16 protein-coding genes are annotated in these 13,870 nt (G+C 70.6%); 9 read left to right on the top strand and 7 right to left on the bottom strand.

Going from position 1 to position 13,870, the window contains the following annotated elements; all coding sequences use genetic code 11:
- Positions 1-120 precede the first annotated feature (120 nt).
- Entirely contained in the window at positions 121-804 is a 684-nt protein-coding gene (gene trhA / locus GGQ91_RS05735; RefSeq protein ID WP_182591569.1) for a PAQR family membrane homeostasis protein TrhA, read from the bottom strand.
- Positions 805-954: 150 nt separating this feature from the next.
- Positions 955-2,058: a COX15/CtaA family protein gene (locus GGQ91_RS05730; protein ID WP_053610676.1), complete on the bottom strand. Its 1,104-nt coding sequence runs from the start codon at positions 2,056-2,058 to the stop codon at positions 955-957.
- A gap of 186 nt (positions 2,059-2,244) precedes the next feature.
- Between GGQ91_RS05730 and GGQ91_RS05725 the strand changes: the two genes are divergently transcribed.
- Together GGQ91_RS05725 and GGQ91_RS05720 are read left to right on the top strand one after the other, a co-directional pair.
- Positions 2,245-2,451 (top strand): DUF2842 domain-containing protein, encoded by a 207-nt coding sequence (locus tag GGQ91_RS05725; protein ID WP_043345928.1) that lies wholly within the window; start codon positions 2,245-2,247, stop codon positions 2,449-2,451.
- 69 nt (positions 2,452-2,520) lie between these two features.
- Positions 2,521-2,886 carry a hypothetical protein gene (locus tag GGQ91_RS05720; protein ID WP_182591568.1) on the top strand — a complete coding sequence of 122 codons (366 nt, stop codon included), beginning with the start codon at positions 2,521-2,523 and terminating at the stop codon, positions 2,884-2,886.
- Positions 2,887-2,952: 66 nt separating this feature from the next.
- Here GGQ91_RS05720 and aat read toward each other — a convergent pair whose 3' ends face one another.
- The 4 genes from aat to GGQ91_RS05700 all read right to left on the bottom strand — a co-directional run bounded on the left by aat (position 2,953) and on the right by GGQ91_RS05700 (position 6,586).
- Positions 2,953-3,636, bottom strand: coding sequence for a leucyl/phenylalanyl-tRNA--protein transferase (gene aat / locus GGQ91_RS05715; protein WP_043757844.1), 684 nt, complete (start codon positions 3,634-3,636; stop codon positions 2,953-2,955).
- A gap of 79 nt (positions 3,637-3,715) precedes the next feature.
- Positions 3,716-5,068 (bottom strand): acetyl-CoA carboxylase biotin carboxylase subunit, encoded by a 1,353-nt coding sequence (accC, locus tag GGQ91_RS05710; RefSeq protein ID WP_043380714.1) that lies wholly within the window; start codon positions 5,066-5,068, stop codon positions 3,716-3,718.
- Between the two features lie 104 nt (positions 5,069-5,172).
- The gene (gene accB / locus GGQ91_RS05705; protein WP_053610675.1) at positions 5,173-5,646 is read right to left on the bottom strand and encodes an acetyl-CoA carboxylase biotin carboxyl carrier protein; all 474 of its coding nucleotides are present in this window, start codon (positions 5,644-5,646) and stop codon (positions 5,173-5,175) included.
- Between the two features lie 157 nt (positions 5,647-5,803).
- Positions 5,804-6,586 carry a DsbA family protein gene (locus GGQ91_RS05700; protein WP_043345940.1) on the bottom strand — a complete coding sequence of 261 codons (783 nt, stop codon included), beginning with the start codon at positions 6,584-6,586 and terminating at the stop codon, positions 5,804-5,806.
- A gap of 210 nt (positions 6,587-6,796) precedes the next feature.
- Between GGQ91_RS05700 and GGQ91_RS05695 the strand changes: the two genes are divergently transcribed.
- Positions 6,797-7,951, top strand: a complete 1,155-nt coding sequence (locus GGQ91_RS05695; protein WP_182591567.1) for a pyridoxal phosphate-dependent aminotransferase — start codon at positions 6,797-6,799, stop codon at positions 7,949-7,951.
- A 3-nt stretch (positions 7,952-7,954) separates the two neighbouring features.
- Here GGQ91_RS05695 and GGQ91_RS05690 read toward each other — a convergent pair whose 3' ends face one another.
- Entirely contained in the window at positions 7,955-8,653 is a 699-nt protein-coding gene (locus GGQ91_RS05690; protein WP_043345943.1) for a phosphoglycolate phosphatase, read from the bottom strand.
- Between the two features lie 173 nt (positions 8,654-8,826).
- Between GGQ91_RS05690 and GGQ91_RS05685 the strand changes: the two genes are divergently transcribed.
- From GGQ91_RS05685 to GGQ91_RS05660, 6 genes are all read left to right on the top strand, one after another.
- Positions 8,827-9,291, top strand: a complete 465-nt coding sequence (locus GGQ91_RS05685) for a hypothetical protein (protein ID WP_043380709.1) — start codon at positions 8,827-8,829, stop codon at positions 9,289-9,291.
- Between the two features lie 130 nt (positions 9,292-9,421).
- Positions 9,422-10,135, top strand: coding sequence for a ribose-5-phosphate isomerase RpiA (gene rpiA / locus GGQ91_RS05680; protein ID WP_043757834.1), 714 nt, complete (start codon positions 9,422-9,424; stop codon positions 10,133-10,135).
- A gap of 44 nt (positions 10,136-10,179) precedes the next feature.
- Positions 10,180-10,770 carry a DUF2059 domain-containing protein gene (locus GGQ91_RS05675; RefSeq protein WP_043380704.1) on the top strand — a complete coding sequence of 197 codons (591 nt, stop codon included), beginning with the start codon at positions 10,180-10,182 and terminating at the stop codon, positions 10,768-10,770.
- Between the two features lie 42 nt (positions 10,771-10,812).
- Positions 10,813-12,033, top strand: a complete 1,221-nt coding sequence (locus tag GGQ91_RS05670; RefSeq protein ID WP_182591566.1) for an O-antigen ligase family protein — start codon at positions 10,813-10,815, stop codon at positions 12,031-12,033.
- A complete protein-coding gene (gor, locus tag GGQ91_RS05665) occupies positions 12,030-13,412 on the top strand; it encodes a glutathione-disulfide reductase (RefSeq protein WP_182591565.1) in 1,383 nt (460 codons plus the stop codon). Before GGQ91_RS05670 ends, gor begins: the two co-directional genes overlap by 4 nt.
- 55 nt (positions 13,413-13,467) lie before the next feature.
- Positions 13,468-13,785, top strand: coding sequence for an RNA polymerase sigma factor region1.1 domain-containing protein (locus GGQ91_RS05660; RefSeq protein WP_043380700.1), 318 nt, complete (start codon positions 13,468-13,470; stop codon positions 13,783-13,785).
- Positions 13,786-13,870 lie beyond the last annotated feature (85 nt).

The raw sequence follows: 13,870 nt of genomic DNA, 5'->3' as shown, positions 1-13,870 counted from the left end.
AAGTTCCCAGGTTATGATCCACCGGCGGTCGCGGGACACTTAAAGCAGGATCGGGGGGCTCGACCTTTCGGTCGGGACGGTAAGCGGAGTTTTACGTGCGAGGCCGCAACCGATCCCGCCCTATGTCAGCGGTGCGCCGTTCAGGCTGGCCCAGATCATCCCGTAATGGCAGGCCGCCGCGGCCAGGACGAAGCCGTGCCAGATCGCATTCTGGAAGGGCAGGGTTCGCCAGATGTGGAAGATCACACCGATGGAGTAGAGCGCCCCGCCGATGCCCAGCAGCCACAGAGCCGTGGGCTGGAGCGCTGCGATGACGGATTCGTACGCGAGCAGGCCGCTCCAGCCCAGCAGCAGGTAGAGGCCGATCGACAGCCGATCGAACCGGCCCGGCAGGAGCAGCTTCACGGCGATCCCGATCAGCGCCACCACCCAGATGATCGCCAGCAGCGCGTAGGCTCGGATCCCCGACCCCACGAGGGCGACCAGCGGCGTGTAGGTGCCGGCGATCATCAGGTAGATCAGGGCATGGTCGGCGCGGCGGAGCAGCCATTTGCGCGGACTCACGGGGTACAGGTTGTAGAGGGCAGAGACGCCGAGCATCAGGACCAGTGCCGCGGCGTAGACGACGACTGCCGCCCGCTCGCCGAGGCCGAGATGTGTGGTGACCGCCGTGGCCACCAGGGCTACCGCGCCGGCGAAACCGAGGAGAACGCCGAGGCCGTGGATCACGCCATCCGCCACGATCTCCCGCGGCGTGTAGTGCCAGGTCAGGGAGAGGGGTCGGCCATCTTCCGCGAGAGACATCTTGAAGCCTCCTGCAACGCTTGCAGCATAAAGCTTGAGAAGTCTAAGTCGTTCCCCGTGCAGATTGCTGATGCGGAGTTATCCCAAGGTTCCACTAAAAGCGGTAAAAGTCTCGTGCAGCGCAGCACGATGGCCGCACCGCACGATAGCCTAGATCCGGCCTCTCGCCAGCCCCTCGAACCCCAGGGGCGGCTCCGCGGCCGCCGGCATCACTACGCCGGATCCCCGGCTGATCCGGGCATGGACTGTCGCCATCGTCAGCACGGCCATGGCCAGCACCTGATGCGCGAGCGCCGCCCAGAGCGGAACGGCGAGGAGCAGCGTCGCGATTCCCAGCGCCATCTGGGCGAGAACGAGGATCACGACACCGTTGGCGCGGCCGGCCGCGTTCGCCGGCCCGGTGAGGCGGGCGTCGATGGCGTGAAGGATCGCCACGACCAGGACCAGATAGGCCGTCACCCGATGGTCGAACTGAACCAGGGCGTGGTTGTCGACGAAGTTCTCGATCCAGGGCCGGATCGCGAACAGGCTATCCAGCGGCGGCACGAAAGCGCCGTCCATGGTGGGCCAGGTATTGAAGACGAGGCCGGCATGGGAGCCGGCGACGAGCCCTCCGAGGAAGATCTGCACCAGCACCAGGATCGGGAGCACCATCGCAGTCGCCTGCAGGCGCGCCGGGACCGGTGCCAGGACGCCGCGGCGCTCGCCCGCCGCCAGCCAGACGAGGCCGGCCAGGATCAGGCTGGCGGTGGTGAGGTGCAGGGCGAGCTTGAGCGGGGCCACCGCGGTCATGCCGGGCTGGAGGCCCGAAGCGACCATGATCCAGCCGATGGCGCCCTGAAGGCCGCCGAGCACGCCGAGGCCGAGCAGCCCGAATCCGAGACGCCGGCTGATCCGGCCCTGCCACCAGAACACGATCAGCGGCAGGAAGAACACGAGGCCGATGAGCCGGCCGAGGACGCGATGGCCCCATTCCCAGCCATACAGGACCTTGAACGCGGACAATCCCATCCCCTGGTTGAGGATGTTGTATTGCGGCGTGTCCTTGTACTTGGCGAATTCGGCGGCCCAGTCGGCCTCGGTGAGGGGGGGGATCGCCCCGGTGACGGGGCGCCACTCGGTGATCGACAGGCCGGACCCGGTCAGACGCGTCGCGCCGCCGACCGCCACCATGGCGACGACCATGGCCGCGACCACGTAGAGCCAGGTCCGCACCGCCCCCGACCGCCGGTCGCCCGCGCCACTCATGTCCATGCCCGTCCCTTCCACGGATGCCGGGATGCCCCGGCCGCCGCCTTCGGGTTAGGGGATGTCCGACCGCCCAGCAACGGCGCCGGCGCCGCAGCCCGCGTCAGCGGGCGCGTTGCCAACCGGATCACAGGACGGTAGCCGTCCCCGGTCGGCGCCGGGAGCGCCGGCCGCGAGGCCACGGACACAGCAATGCGCCGCCGCACCCGAACCCTGATCGGCACCCTCGTGATCCTCGCCTTCGTCTGCCTCTACGGCCCGCTGGCGATGGCCCTGGCCGACAGCCGCATCGCGGAGACGCCCGCGCCGGTGCAGGCGGTGATCTACTCGATTCTCGGCATCGCCTGGATCTTCCCGCTGATGCCGCTGATCCGGTGGATGGAGCGGCCCGATCGCTGACGCCGATCCCTCGATTTTGCCGCACTCGGGGATCACAAGCCTGCCCGTTCCCGCTCGAGATCCCGCTCCGTGCACCGCCCGCCCCTATGCCTTACGCCTCTGGCTGCCCTCGTCGTGATGCTGGCGCCCTTGCCGGTCCTGGCTCAGGGGACCCCGCGCTCTATCGGTGAATGCGAGCGCCTGAAGAACGACCTCGCCTACAATCAATGCCTCGCGATGTTCGGCCCCGCGGCCAAGAACGTCGCCGGCGGCTACGCCTCGGCCGACACCGCTGTGGCCACGGCTGCCACCCCGGCGGCCGCCATGGCAGAGCCAATCCCCCAGGTGGAGGAGACGGCCGAGGCCAGCACCAGCCGCCGCCGGCGCTACCGGTCCGCGCGCGGCCGGCAGTACGCCTCGTTCTCGACCGGCTACCGGCACCGGCGCCGGCGCTGACGCCGGCCTCCGGATCGTCCGCTCCGACGCCTGGCAGCTCGACCGGGATCCTCTGGGATCTCGACCCTAAGGCAGGTCCGGAGATTCCAGAGCCTCGAGGACCCGCGCGCCCGGCATCGAGCCGTCGCCGGGCCAGACGTTCCAGTCGGCGACCTGATCGAGGGCTTCGGCGAGCCGCCGCTTGTAGACGTGCCGCGGCACCTCCTCGGCACCGAACTGGGTGAGATGGTCGGTGACGAACTGGGTATCGGCGAGCCGGTAGTGCCCGGCGCGGAGGCGGGCCATCAGGTGGACGAGGGCGACCTTCGAGGCGTCGCGCACCTCGTGGAACATGCTCTCGCCGAAGAAGGCCGCCCCCAACGAGACACCGTACAGGCCGCCGACGAGCCGCCCGTCCGCGCCCGCATAGACCTCGACCGTGTGGACATGGCCGAGATCGAACAGGGCGCCGTAGAGTTCGCGGATCCGTGCGTTGATCCAGGTGCGCTCGCTGTCCCGGCGCGGCGCGGCGCAACCGTCGATCACAGCTTCGAAGTCGGTGTCGCAGCGGACCACGAACTGGTCGGACCGCACCGTCCGGGCGAGGCGCCGGGGGACGCGGAACGCGTCGAGGGGCAACACGCCCCGCGCCTTGGGCTCGACCCAATAGAGCGTCGGGTCGTCGGCGTCCTCCGCCATCGGGAAGATTCCCGCCGCGTAGGCCTTCAGCAGGATCTCGGGGGTGATGTCCACGCGGGCGGAATCGTGCATGCCGTGAGTGTCGCGCGCGGCCGGCGCGAAGACCAGATCCCGCGCGTGGAGCGGTCGCCGCAGCCCCGCCCCGGTCCGGTCAGGCTTTCATGCCGCCGTCTTCCAAGAAATGCTCCAGCCAATGGATGTCGTAAAGGCCGTTCTGCACGTCCGGGTTGCGGACCAGCGTCCGGAACAGCGGCAGCGTCGTGTCGATGCCGTCGATCACGAACTCGTCCAGCGCCCGGCGCAGGCGCATCAGGCACTCGTTGCGGGTCCGGCCATGGACGATCAGCTTGCCGATCAGCGAATCGTAGTTCGGCGGGATCCGGTAGCCCTGGAACGCCGCCGAATCGACCCGGACGCCGAGGCCGCCCGGCGTGTGATAATGGGTGATCTCGCCCGGCGAAGGCCGGAAGGTCTCCGGATGTTCGGCATTGATCCGACACTCGATGGCGTGGCCCTCGACCTTGATGTCCGCCTGGCTGACCGAGAGCGCCCCCCCCGAGGCGACCTGGATCTGTTCGATGACGAGGTCGATTCCGGTGATCATCTCGGTCACCGGATGCTCGACCTGGATGCGGGTGTTCATCTCGATGAAGTAGAATCGGCCGTCCTCGTACAGGAACTCGACGGTCCCGGCGCCGAGATAGCCGAGTTCCTTCATGGCGTTGGCGCAGATGCCGCCGATCTCGGCGCGCATCGATTCGTTGAGCGCCGGCGAGCCGCCTTCCTCCCACACCTTCTGGTGACGGCGCTGGAGCGAGCAGTCGCGCTCGGCGAGGTGGACGGCGCCGCCGCGCCCGTCACCCAGCACCTGCACCTCGATGTGGCGGGGCTTCTCCAGATATTTCTCGAGATAGACCGCGTCGTCGCCGAAGGCGGCCTTGGCCTCGGACCGGGCCATGCCGATCGCCTGCTCAAGCTCGGCCTCGGTGCGCGCGACCTTCATGCCGCGGCCGCCGCCGCCGGCCGCCGCCTTGACGAGGACCGGATAGCCGATCTCCGCTGCGACGCGCTTGGCCTCATGGGGATCCTCGACCCCGCCCTCCGAGCCCGGCACGCAGGGGATGCCGAGTTTCAGCGCCGTGCGCTTCGCCTCGATCTTGTCGCCCATGGTGCGGATGTGCTGCGCCTTGGGGCCGATAAAGCCGATCTGGTGATGGGCCAGCACTTCGGCGAAGCGGGCATTCTCCGAGAGGAAGCCGTAGCCGGGATGCACGGCATCCGCTCCGGTGATCTCGCAGGCCGCGATGATCGACGGGATGTTGAGGTAGCTGTCGCGGGCGGCGGGCGGCCCGATGCAGACGCTCTCGTCGGCCAGCCGCACATGCATGGCATCCGCGTCGGCGGTGGAGTGGACCGCCACGGTGGCGATCCCGAGTTCCTTCGCCGCCCGCAGAATGCGCAGGGCGATCTCGCCGCGGTTCGCGATCAGGATCTTGTCGAACATCGGACCCGTTAGGGCGTCCTGGCGATCCCGGACCGCGCAGGATGCTCTATCCTCTTGAGTTGCGGCATCGTCCGGGACGGAGCGGCGAGCGCCCGGCGGACGTCCTAAGTGATGACGAGCAGGGCCTCGCCGAACTCGACCGGCTGACCGTCCTCGACGAAGATCGCGCTGATCGTGCCGGCGCGGGGCGCCACGATCTCGTTGAAGGTCTTCATCGCCTCGATGAGCAGAAGCTTGTCGCCGACCTCGACCTTCGAGCCCACATCCACGAAGGCCTTGGCGTCGGGCGAGGGCCGGAGATAGGCGGTCCCGACCATCGGCGAGGGCACGGTGCCGGGCTGCGCGCGGGCCGGCTCGGCCGGGGCGAGGGGGGACGGCGCCGCGGCCGCCGCCGGGGGCGAGGCCACGGCCGCGAGGGGCGCGGGCGCCGCCACCTGAACATTCACGGGTTCGAGCCGCCGCGCGACACGGATGCGCAGGTCGCCCTTCTCGACCTCGATCTCGGACAGGCCGGTCTCGGTGACGAGGTTGGCGAGCTCGCGCACGAGTTCGGGATCGATGGCGTCGTTCTTTGGCATCCGGCCTACTTCGTCTCGCGGCACGTCGGTGCGTCCATCCGGGCTCGGCCCTGGACCTCCACCGCGGCCCTGCGGCTGGCGGCTCTTAGACGAAGGCGCCCCGGCGCGACAAGGCTGCGCGGAACGCCTTCGGGGTCCGTCGGGTCGATCCGTCAGCTCAGCAGGAGGCGTGGCCGCACTGGCGCACGTCGGCGATGGTCTTGCGGATCGGCTCGACGCCGACCGCGCCCGGGATCACCTCGTCGCCGATGATGAAGGCCGGCGTGCCCGAGAGGCCCAGACGATCGCCGAGACCGCGGTTCTCGCTGAGCGCGGCCTTCACCTCGGGGGAGGCCATGTCCTTCTGGAGCTTGGTCGTGTCGGCGCCGAGGTCCTTGGCGACCTGGATAGCCCGGGCGCCGTTCACCCGGCCCTTGGTCTCCAGGAGCTTCTGGTGGAACTCCCACAGCTTGTCGCCCTTGAGCTGCTGGCGCACCGCGATGGCCACCTGGCTCGCCTCGAGCGATTCCGGGCCGAGCACCGGGAAGTCCTTGATCACCACCCGCAGCTTCGGATCGGACTTGATCAGCGTCTGGACGTCAGCCAGCGCCTTGCGGCAGTAACCGCAATTGTAATCGAAGAACTCGACCAGCGTGACGTCGCCCGACGGGTTGCCGGCGACGACATCGTGGGGCCCGTTGAGCAGCGCCTCGCGCGACTCCTTCAAGGCGGCGGCCTGGGCGAGACGCTGCGTCTCGGCCTGCTGCTTCTCAGCCTCGGCAAGGGCCTCCTGAAGCACCTCGGGATGCTTGATCAGGTAGTCCTTGACGATCGCCTCGATGCCGGCGCGCTGCGCGTCCGTGAAGGGCGCGGCGGGGGGCGTCGCGGTCTGCGCGAGGGCGGGGACGGCGACGAGGCCGAGCGCCAGGACCAGCGCGGGCAGGGGGCGGATGAAAGGCATGGATCCTCGCTTGCGCGGCAGGCCGGCCCGCGCGTGGCGCGAGCGGTAGGGGCTGGGTTAGGCGTTTTCGCGGCGTCCGGTCAAATCCTGCCCGTGCCGATCGAATCGGTCGCGGCTGCCGGTCCGGCATCCGGTTGAGGCGCGGGCCGCGAGGGTCTACCCCCGGCGCGCCGGCAGCGCGGCGCAGACGACTTTGCAGCGAGGGATGCCATGACCCCGATCTCCCGGCGGGCCGCCGCAGTCCAGCCGTTCCTCGCGATGGATGTCATGGCCGCCGCCGCCGCCAAGGCGCGGGCTGGCGTCGACGTGGTGCGAATGGAGGTGGGCCAGCCCTCCGCCCCCGCGCCCGGCCCGGTGATCGCGGCCGCGCAGGCGGCGCTCGCCACCGGCCGCATCCCCTACACGGAGGCCCTCGGCCTGCCCGCCCTTCGGGCCCGCATCGCCCGGGACTATGCCGAGCGGCACGGCGTCGCGGTGAGCCCGGAGCGGGTGGTGATCACGACCGGATCCTCGGCCGGCTTCGTCCTCGCCTTCATGAGCCTGTTCGATTCCGGCGACCGGGTCGCCGTGCCGCAGCCCGGATACCCGGCCTATCGCAGCATCCTGACGGCCCTCGACCTCGTTCCGGCGCCGATGGTGCTGCGCGCCGAGGACCGCTTCGCCCCGACCGCCGCCCTGCTCCGCGAGACCCATGCCCGCGCGCCGGTCGCCGGGGCGCTGGTGATGAGCCCGGCCAATCCCTCCGGCACGGTGATCACGGAGGCCGCCCTGCAGGATCTCTGCGCGGCGACGCGCATCCTCGGCCTGCCGCTGATCTCCGACGAGATCTATCACGGCCTCAGCTACGGCCTGCCCACGGTCACGGCCCTGCGCTTCGACCCCGACGCGGTCGTCATCAACTCCTTCTCGAAATACCATTGCATGACCGGCTGGCGCGTCGGCTGGATGGTCGTGCCGGAGGCGCTGGTCCGCCCGATCGAGCGGCTGGCGCAGAACCTCTACATCTCGGCGCCCTACCTCTCGCAGGTCGGTGCGCTGGCGGCCTTCGACGCCACGGAGGACCTGGACGCCGTGCGCGACAGCTACGCGCGCAACCGCGCGATCCTGCTGGATGCGCTCCCGGCCCTCGGCCTCGGCCGCGTGCATCCCGCCGACGGCGCCTTCTACCTCTACGCCGACGTCTCGAACCTCACCGACGACGCCTCGGATTTCTGCCGGCGGATGCTGGACGAGGCCGATGTCGCGGCGACGCCGGGTCTCGATTTCGACCCGGATCTCGGCCACCACCACGTCCGGTTCTCGTTCGCGGGCTCGGAGGCCGAGTGCCGCGAAGCGGTGTCGCGGCTGAAGACCTGGCTGCGCTGAGGATCAGGCGAGTGCGGCCGGTACGAGGGCGCCCACCGCCTCGACAAGCTGCGAGAAGTGCTCGATCACCCGATCGGGCCCGAGTTCGGAAACCGGGCGATCGGTATAGCCGAAGGTGACCGCCACCACCGGGATGCCGGCGGCCTTGGCGGTGTCGATGTCGGTCCGGGAATCGCCGACCATCACGGCGCGCGCCGGATCGCCACCGGCGCGTGCGATCGTGCCGGTGAGGTGGCGCGGATCGGGCTTGGCTTGCGGGAAGGTGTCGCGGCCGCAGATCGCCGCGAAGCGGTGACCGATGCCCAGAAGGCGCAGCAGCTCCACCGATTGCCCCTCGAACTTGTTGGTGCAGACGGCCAGCGTGAATCCCGCCGCCTCGAGAGAATCGAGGGCCTCGACCACGCCGGGGAAAAGGTAGGTCGTGTCGGCAAGGTGGTCCCCGTAATGGTCGATGAAGGCATCGAACAGCCGGTCGTGGTCTTCCGGCGAGAGCGGCCGACCCTCGGCCTCGAAGCCGCGCCGGATCAGCGCCCGGGCGCCGGCACCGATCAGCCCGCGCGCCTGGGAAAGGGGCAGCTCCGACAACCCCTCGCGCGCCATCAGGACGTTGAGCGTGCCGATCAGGTCGCCTGCGGTCTCCGCGAGGGTCCCATCCAGGTCGAACACGGCGATCGGGGGCGGGGTCGTCGGTTCGGTGGGCATGCCTGCGGGGCTCCGTGCTGGCCGGGATCTCGAAACGGCGTCGCTATCGGGGCCGACGATGCGGGGCAAGCCGGCGGAGGGGACGCGGCAGATGCACCGATCGTCTCACCCAGCGCCCCAGACTCGCCTGAAAGCGCGGCGAAACGCAGTGCGTACCAGCCCCGGGATCCGCGATGAAACCGTCTCTGCCCCTTCTGGCCGCCTGCGCCGTGCTCCAAACCCTGCCGGCGGCCGCGACCTCCTTCGAGTTCGTGCCCGCGCCACAGACCGACCTGAACCGGATGTACCGGGTCGACAAGGTGACCGGAGAGGTCACCTCCTGCCAGTACGGGCTTCAGGAATCGGCGGGGGGAATCGGCCAGACGGTCTGCTTCGGGCCGGGCGAGGGCGCCGGGCCCCAGACCCCGTCGGAATACGGGCTGGTGGCGAGCCGCCACACCCGCGAAGCCGGGGTCTTCCGGGTGAATTACCGGACCGGCGAGATGAGCATCTGCTTCGTGCTGGTTAAGAAGGAGCAGGTCGTCTGCACCCAGCAGGGCAAGCCCGGGGTCGAGAGCGCGTCCGATGCGCCGCTGACCGGACCTGCGCCCGGTCGGGCCGGGGCCAGCGCCACGCCGACACAGGGTGGGCGGCCGTGATGCCGCCTTGCCGGCGCGGGCGTTCCGGTCGGCCCGGTCCCGTGCTACGGGCCGACCGAATCTCACGGAGAGACCGGCTGCCCATGACGCGCGATTCCTCGCCCAACCTCGCCGATCGGGCGGTGTCCCGGTGAGCGGGCCGGATCTGCGTCGGGCTGCGGCCGCCCGCGCCCTCGACCTCATCGAGCCGGGTATGCGGCTCGGCCTCGGGACGGGATCCACGGCGGCGGCCTTCGTGGCGCTCCTCGGCGAGCGGGTCGGCGCCGGACTCGACATCCTCGGGGTCCCGACATCCGAGGCGACCCGGGCCCAGGCGGAGAGCCTCGGCATCCGCCTCGCGACCCTCGACGAGCAGCCGGAGCTCGACCTGACCATCGACGGCGCCGACGAGGTCGACGACCAGCTGCGCCTGATCAAGGGCGGCGGCGCGGCCCTGCTGCGGGAGAAGATCGTCGCCTGCGCGAGCCGCCGCATGGTGGTGATCGCCGACGCGGCCAAGCACGTGGCGCGGCTGGGCGCCTTCCCGCTTCCCATCGAGGTCAATCCCTTCGGCCTCAAGGCCACGCACCGGGCCGTCGAGGCGGCGGTCGCAGCGGCCGGCTGCTCCGGTGCGGTCCGGCTGCGCGGCCGGCCCGATGGCAAGCCCCTGGTCACCGACGGCGGCCATTACATCCTCGACGCGCATCTCGGTGCGATTCCCGATCCCGAGGCTCTCGGCGCCGCGCTGTGGGCCGTGCCGGGCGTGGTCGAGCATGGCCTGTTCCTCGGCATCGCCGACGCCGCGATCCTGGCGGCGGCGCGGGACGGGCAGGCCGAGGTCACCGTTCTCGGCAGCCTCGCCTGAGGCGCCGTCCTCAATCGCAGGTCATCCTCGCAAGAAAGTCCAGCATGTCCCGACGCCTCATCGCCGCGCCCGGCCTCGCGCTCGGCCTCGCGCTCCTGGCGCTTCCGCATCCAGCTGCAGCCCAGCCTCAAAAACCCGCGCCGACCAAGCCGACGGCGCAACCGAATGCCCCGGCGGGCGGCACCCCGGCCGCCAACACGCCGGCGGCCTCCACCTTTTCGCCGAGCCATCTGGCACTCGCCCGCGAGGTGATGCTCAGCTCCGGTATCGCCCGTTCGTTCGACTCGGTGCTGCCCGCCTTCGCCGATCAGATCCGCAAGCAGACGGTCACCCGGCCCGAGCTCTCCAAGGATCTCGAGGAAGTCCTGGCCTCGCTGCAGCCGGAGATGGAACTGCAGAAGCAGCGCATGATCGACATCGCGGCGCGGACCTACGCGTCGAAATTCTCCGAAGCCGAGCTGAAGGAGATCGCGACCTTCTTCCGCTCGCCCGCCGGGAAGCACTATGTCGAGGCGCAGCCGCAGCTTCTCGACGAGATGGTGCAGGAGATGCAGGACTGGACGCAGGACGTCTCGGAATACGTCATGGTCCGCGTCCGCGCCGAGATGGGCAAGCGCGGGCATCAGATGCAGTGAGGGTGGCCGCCCCCGCGGGTCGATCACCGTGAGAGGTCGCCCATGAGCGCGGCCGGCCGCCTCTACGCGGCGGGCGGCGTGCTCCTCGCCGTCATGCCGCTCGCCATGGTGCTCGCCAACCGGTCGAGCCCGCTCATCTGCGGGCTGGCGGCGCTCGCCTTCCTGGCCGGGCGCTGGGCGGAGGACGCGGCCGCCCTGCGCCGCCATCTGCTGGGACCGCTCCGGACGCCGCTCGCCGGCGCAGCGCTCGCCTTCCTGGCCTGGGCCCTGATCTCGCTCGCCTGGAGCCCGTTCCCGGCCGCGTCGCTCCGGGTTCTCGGGGAGTTCCTGCCGACGCTGCTGGCCACCTACCTGCTCGCCTGTCTGGCGCCCGGCCGCATACCGGCCTTCGCGCCGCGCCTCGGCGCGATCGCGGTCGGGCTCGCAGGCCTCCTGATCGCGATCGACCTCGCCTCCGATCTTGCCCTGGAGCGTGCGCTCGGACGCCGGGTCGCCGCCTTCGTTCACAACCGGCCGGCCTTGACCCTCGATCTCGTGGCCGGTCCGCTGGCCTTGGTGCTCTGGAAAGGCAGCGCCCGGGGCTTGGCGGCGGCGGTGATGGGCTTCGCGGCGCTCGGCGTCCTCCGCTCGATCAGCGGCGCTGCCCAGCTCGGCCTGCTGGCGGGCGCCGCGATGGCCGCCCTGGGCCGGATGCTGCCCCTGCGGGTAGGTCTCGGCCTCGCCGGCCTCGGTCTCGGCCTCGCCGTGGCGCTCGCCCCGGTCGAGGGCGACCTTCTCGCCCGCGCCATGCCGGAGGCGGCGCACGAGCGGCTCGTCCAGTCCTCCTCCCGGGCACGGGTCGCGATCGCGCGCAGCTTCGGCGCCGCCGTGGCGGCCGATCCCTGGCGCGGCGCGGGCTTCGGCACCAGCGCGCGCTTCGCCGAGACGTCCGTCGCGGAGACGGTGCCCCCCGAGATGCGGGTCCTGCTCGGGGTCGGGCATCCGCACAACAGCTTCCTGCAGATCTGGGCCGAGCTGGGCCTGCCCGGCGCCCTCTTCGCCGCCCTGACGCTGATGCTGATGCTTGCCCGGATCGCGCGGCTGACGCAGCCGGACCGCGCCACGGCCCTCGGTCTCGTGGCCTGCGCGGCCGCGATCGCCTTCGTCGAGCACAACGGCTGGGCGGCATGGTGGACGGCGGGGCTCGGCGCTGCCATCACCTGGATGCGTGCGGCGTCTCCAGCCGACGCGAACGAGAGATCCGAGCGGGACGGTCCGGCATGAGCGCGTTCGACGTCGACCTCTTCGTCATCGGCGGCGGGTCCGGTGGTGTCCGCGCGGCGCGGATCGCGGCCGGATACGGCGCGCGGGTGATGCTGGCCGAGGAGTACCGCGTCGGCGGCACCTGCGTGATCCGGGGCTGCGTCCCGAAGAAGCTGATGGTCTATGCCGGCCGCTTCGCCGACGAATTCGCGGATGCCGCGGGCTTCGGCTGGACGGTGGGACAGCCCCGCTTCGACTGGGGCACCCTCAAGAGCCGGCGCGACGCGGAGGTGACCCGGCTCGAAGGCATCTACGACGCCAACCTGATCCGCGCCGGCGTCGAGATCGTACCCGAGCGGGCGGTGATCGAGGATTCCCATACGGTCCGCCTGCTGAAGTCCGGCCGCACGGTCCGGGCGGAACGCATCCTCGTGGCGGTGGGCGCGCATCCGGTGAAGGAGCCGGCGGTGCCCGGGATCGATCTGGCGATCACCTCGAACGAGGTGTTCGAGCTGGAGAGCCTGCCGGAGCGCATCCTGGTGATCGGCGGCGGCTACATCGCGGTGGAATTCGCCGGCATCTTCGCGGCGCTCGGCAGCCGCACGACGCTGCTGCACCGGGGCGAAAGACTGCTGCGCGGCTTCGACGACGAGATCCGCGACGCCCTCGCCGAGGCCTACGGCCAACGGATGGACCTGCGGCTCGGGCGCACGCTGCGGCGCATCGCACGGCAGGACGGCGGCCTCTGCGCGGAGCTCGACGACGGCAGCGAGATCCGGGTCGATCAGGTGCTCATCGCCACCGGCCGGCGGCCCAACGTGGACGGGCTCGGCCTCGATCGCGTCGGGATCGAGACCGACGGGGCCGGAGCGATCCCGGTGGACGCCTATTCGCAGACCAGGGTCCCGTCGATCTATGCGGTGGGCGACGTGACAAACCGCGCCAACCTGACGCCGGTGGCGATCCGCGAGGGCCACGCCTTCGCCGACACGGTCTATGGCGGCAGGCCCTCCTGCGTCGATCACCGCCTGATCCCCACCGCGGTGTTCTCGACCCCCGAGATCGGCGTCGTCGGCCACAACGAGGCGGCCGCCCGGGAGATCTACGGCAAGATCGACGTCTACAAGGCGCGCTTCCGCCCGATGAAGGCGACCCTGTCCGGGCGCGAGGAACGCATCCTCATGAAGGTGCTGGTCGACTGCGCCAGCGACCGGGTGGTGGGCGTCCACATCTTCGGCCACGATGCCGGGGAGGTGATCCAGGCGGTCGGTATCGCCGTGACCATGGGTGCGACGAAGGCCGATTTCGACCGGACCATCGCGGTCCATCCGACAGCCGCCGAGGAACTCGTGACCATGCGGGTTCCGGAGGTCACCAAGCATCCGGTCGGCGTCGGCTGAAACCTCCGTGCGGGCGGGGCCTCGACGCGGTGCGCGACCGAGCCATATCTGTGGCATGGGCAAGCCGAGCACAGGCAAGGGACGACGCGAGGACGACGCGCATGCGCGGCGGCAGGCGATCATCGATGGCCTGCTGGCGGACGCCCTGCGGCCGGCCTTCCATCGGCCGCCGAGCCACGATGCCCTGCCGCCCGATATCCGTCAGGCCATCGACCGCCTGCTCGCCAAGGCTGAGGCGCAACGCAGCCGCAACCTGACCTACGACGATCTGGAGGAGGCGCTGCCACCCCGAGACGTGTCGGCGGAAGACCTGGAGGCGATCTTCTGGATCCTGGCGGAGCACGGGATCGAGGTGGAAGACGGCGAGGCCTGACGCCGAGGCGCGCCTGCCCCCGGTTTCGCGGCACTCGCAAGTGTGAAGGAACCTCTCTATAAGCCGCGCTTCGCGCGACGGCGCG

This window comes from Methylobacterium fujisawaense, from assembly GCF_014138435.1.
Taxonomy (GTDB): domain Bacteria; phylum Pseudomonadota; class Alphaproteobacteria; order Rhizobiales; family Beijerinckiaceae; genus Methylobacterium; species Methylobacterium fujisawaense.
The sequence above is the reverse complement of the archived record's forward strand: the minus strand, read 5'-3'. Positions and strand labels throughout refer to the sequence as shown.

Bases quoted from the DNA above. Each gene is read 5' to 3' on its own strand.
- trhA (WP_182591569.1), bottom strand. From the start codon at position 804: ATGTCTCTCGCGGAAGATGGCCGACCCCTCTCCCTGACCTGGCACTAC.
- GGQ91_RS05730 (WP_053610676.1), bottom strand. From the start codon at position 2,058: ATGGACATGAGTGGCGCGGGCGACCGGCGGTCGGGGGCGGTGCGGACC.
- GGQ91_RS05725 (WP_043345928.1), top strand. From the start codon at position 2,245: ATGCGCCGCCGCACCCGAACCCTGATCGGCACCCTCGTGATCCTCGCC.
- aat (WP_043757844.1), bottom strand. From the start codon at position 3,636: ATGCACGATTCCGCCCGCGTGGACATCACCCCCGAGATCCTGCTGAAG.
- accC (WP_043380714.1), bottom strand. From the start codon at position 5,068: ATGTTCGACAAGATCCTGATCGCGAACCGCGGCGAGATCGCCCTGCGC.
- accB (WP_053610675.1), bottom strand. From the start codon at position 5,646: ATGCCAAAGAACGACGCCATCGATCCCGAACTCGTGCGCGAGCTCGCC.
- GGQ91_RS05700 (WP_043345940.1), bottom strand. From the start codon at position 6,586: ATGCCTTTCATCCGCCCCCTGCCCGCGCTGGTCCTGGCGCTCGGCCTC.
- GGQ91_RS05695 (WP_182591567.1), top strand. From the start codon at position 6,797: ATGACCCCGATCTCCCGGCGGGCCGCCGCAGTCCAGCCGTTCCTCGCG.
- GGQ91_RS05690 (WP_043345943.1), bottom strand. From the start codon at position 8,653: ATGCCCACCGAACCGACGACCCCGCCCCCGATCGCCGTGTTCGACCTG.
- GGQ91_RS05685 (WP_043380709.1), top strand. From the start codon at position 8,827: ATGAAACCGTCTCTGCCCCTTCTGGCCGCCTGCGCCGTGCTCCAAACC.
- GGQ91_RS05675 (WP_043380704.1), top strand. From the start codon at position 10,180: ATGTCCCGACGCCTCATCGCCGCGCCCGGCCTCGCGCTCGGCCTCGCG.
- GGQ91_RS05670 (WP_182591566.1), top strand. From the start codon at position 10,813: ATGAGCGCGGCCGGCCGCCTCTACGCGGCGGGCGGCGTGCTCCTCGCC.
- gor (WP_182591565.1), top strand. From the start codon at position 12,030: ATGAGCGCGTTCGACGTCGACCTCTTCGTCATCGGCGGCGGGTCCGGT.
- GGQ91_RS05660 (WP_043380700.1), top strand. From the start codon at position 13,468: ATGGGCAAGCCGAGCACAGGCAAGGGACGACGCGAGGACGACGCGCAT.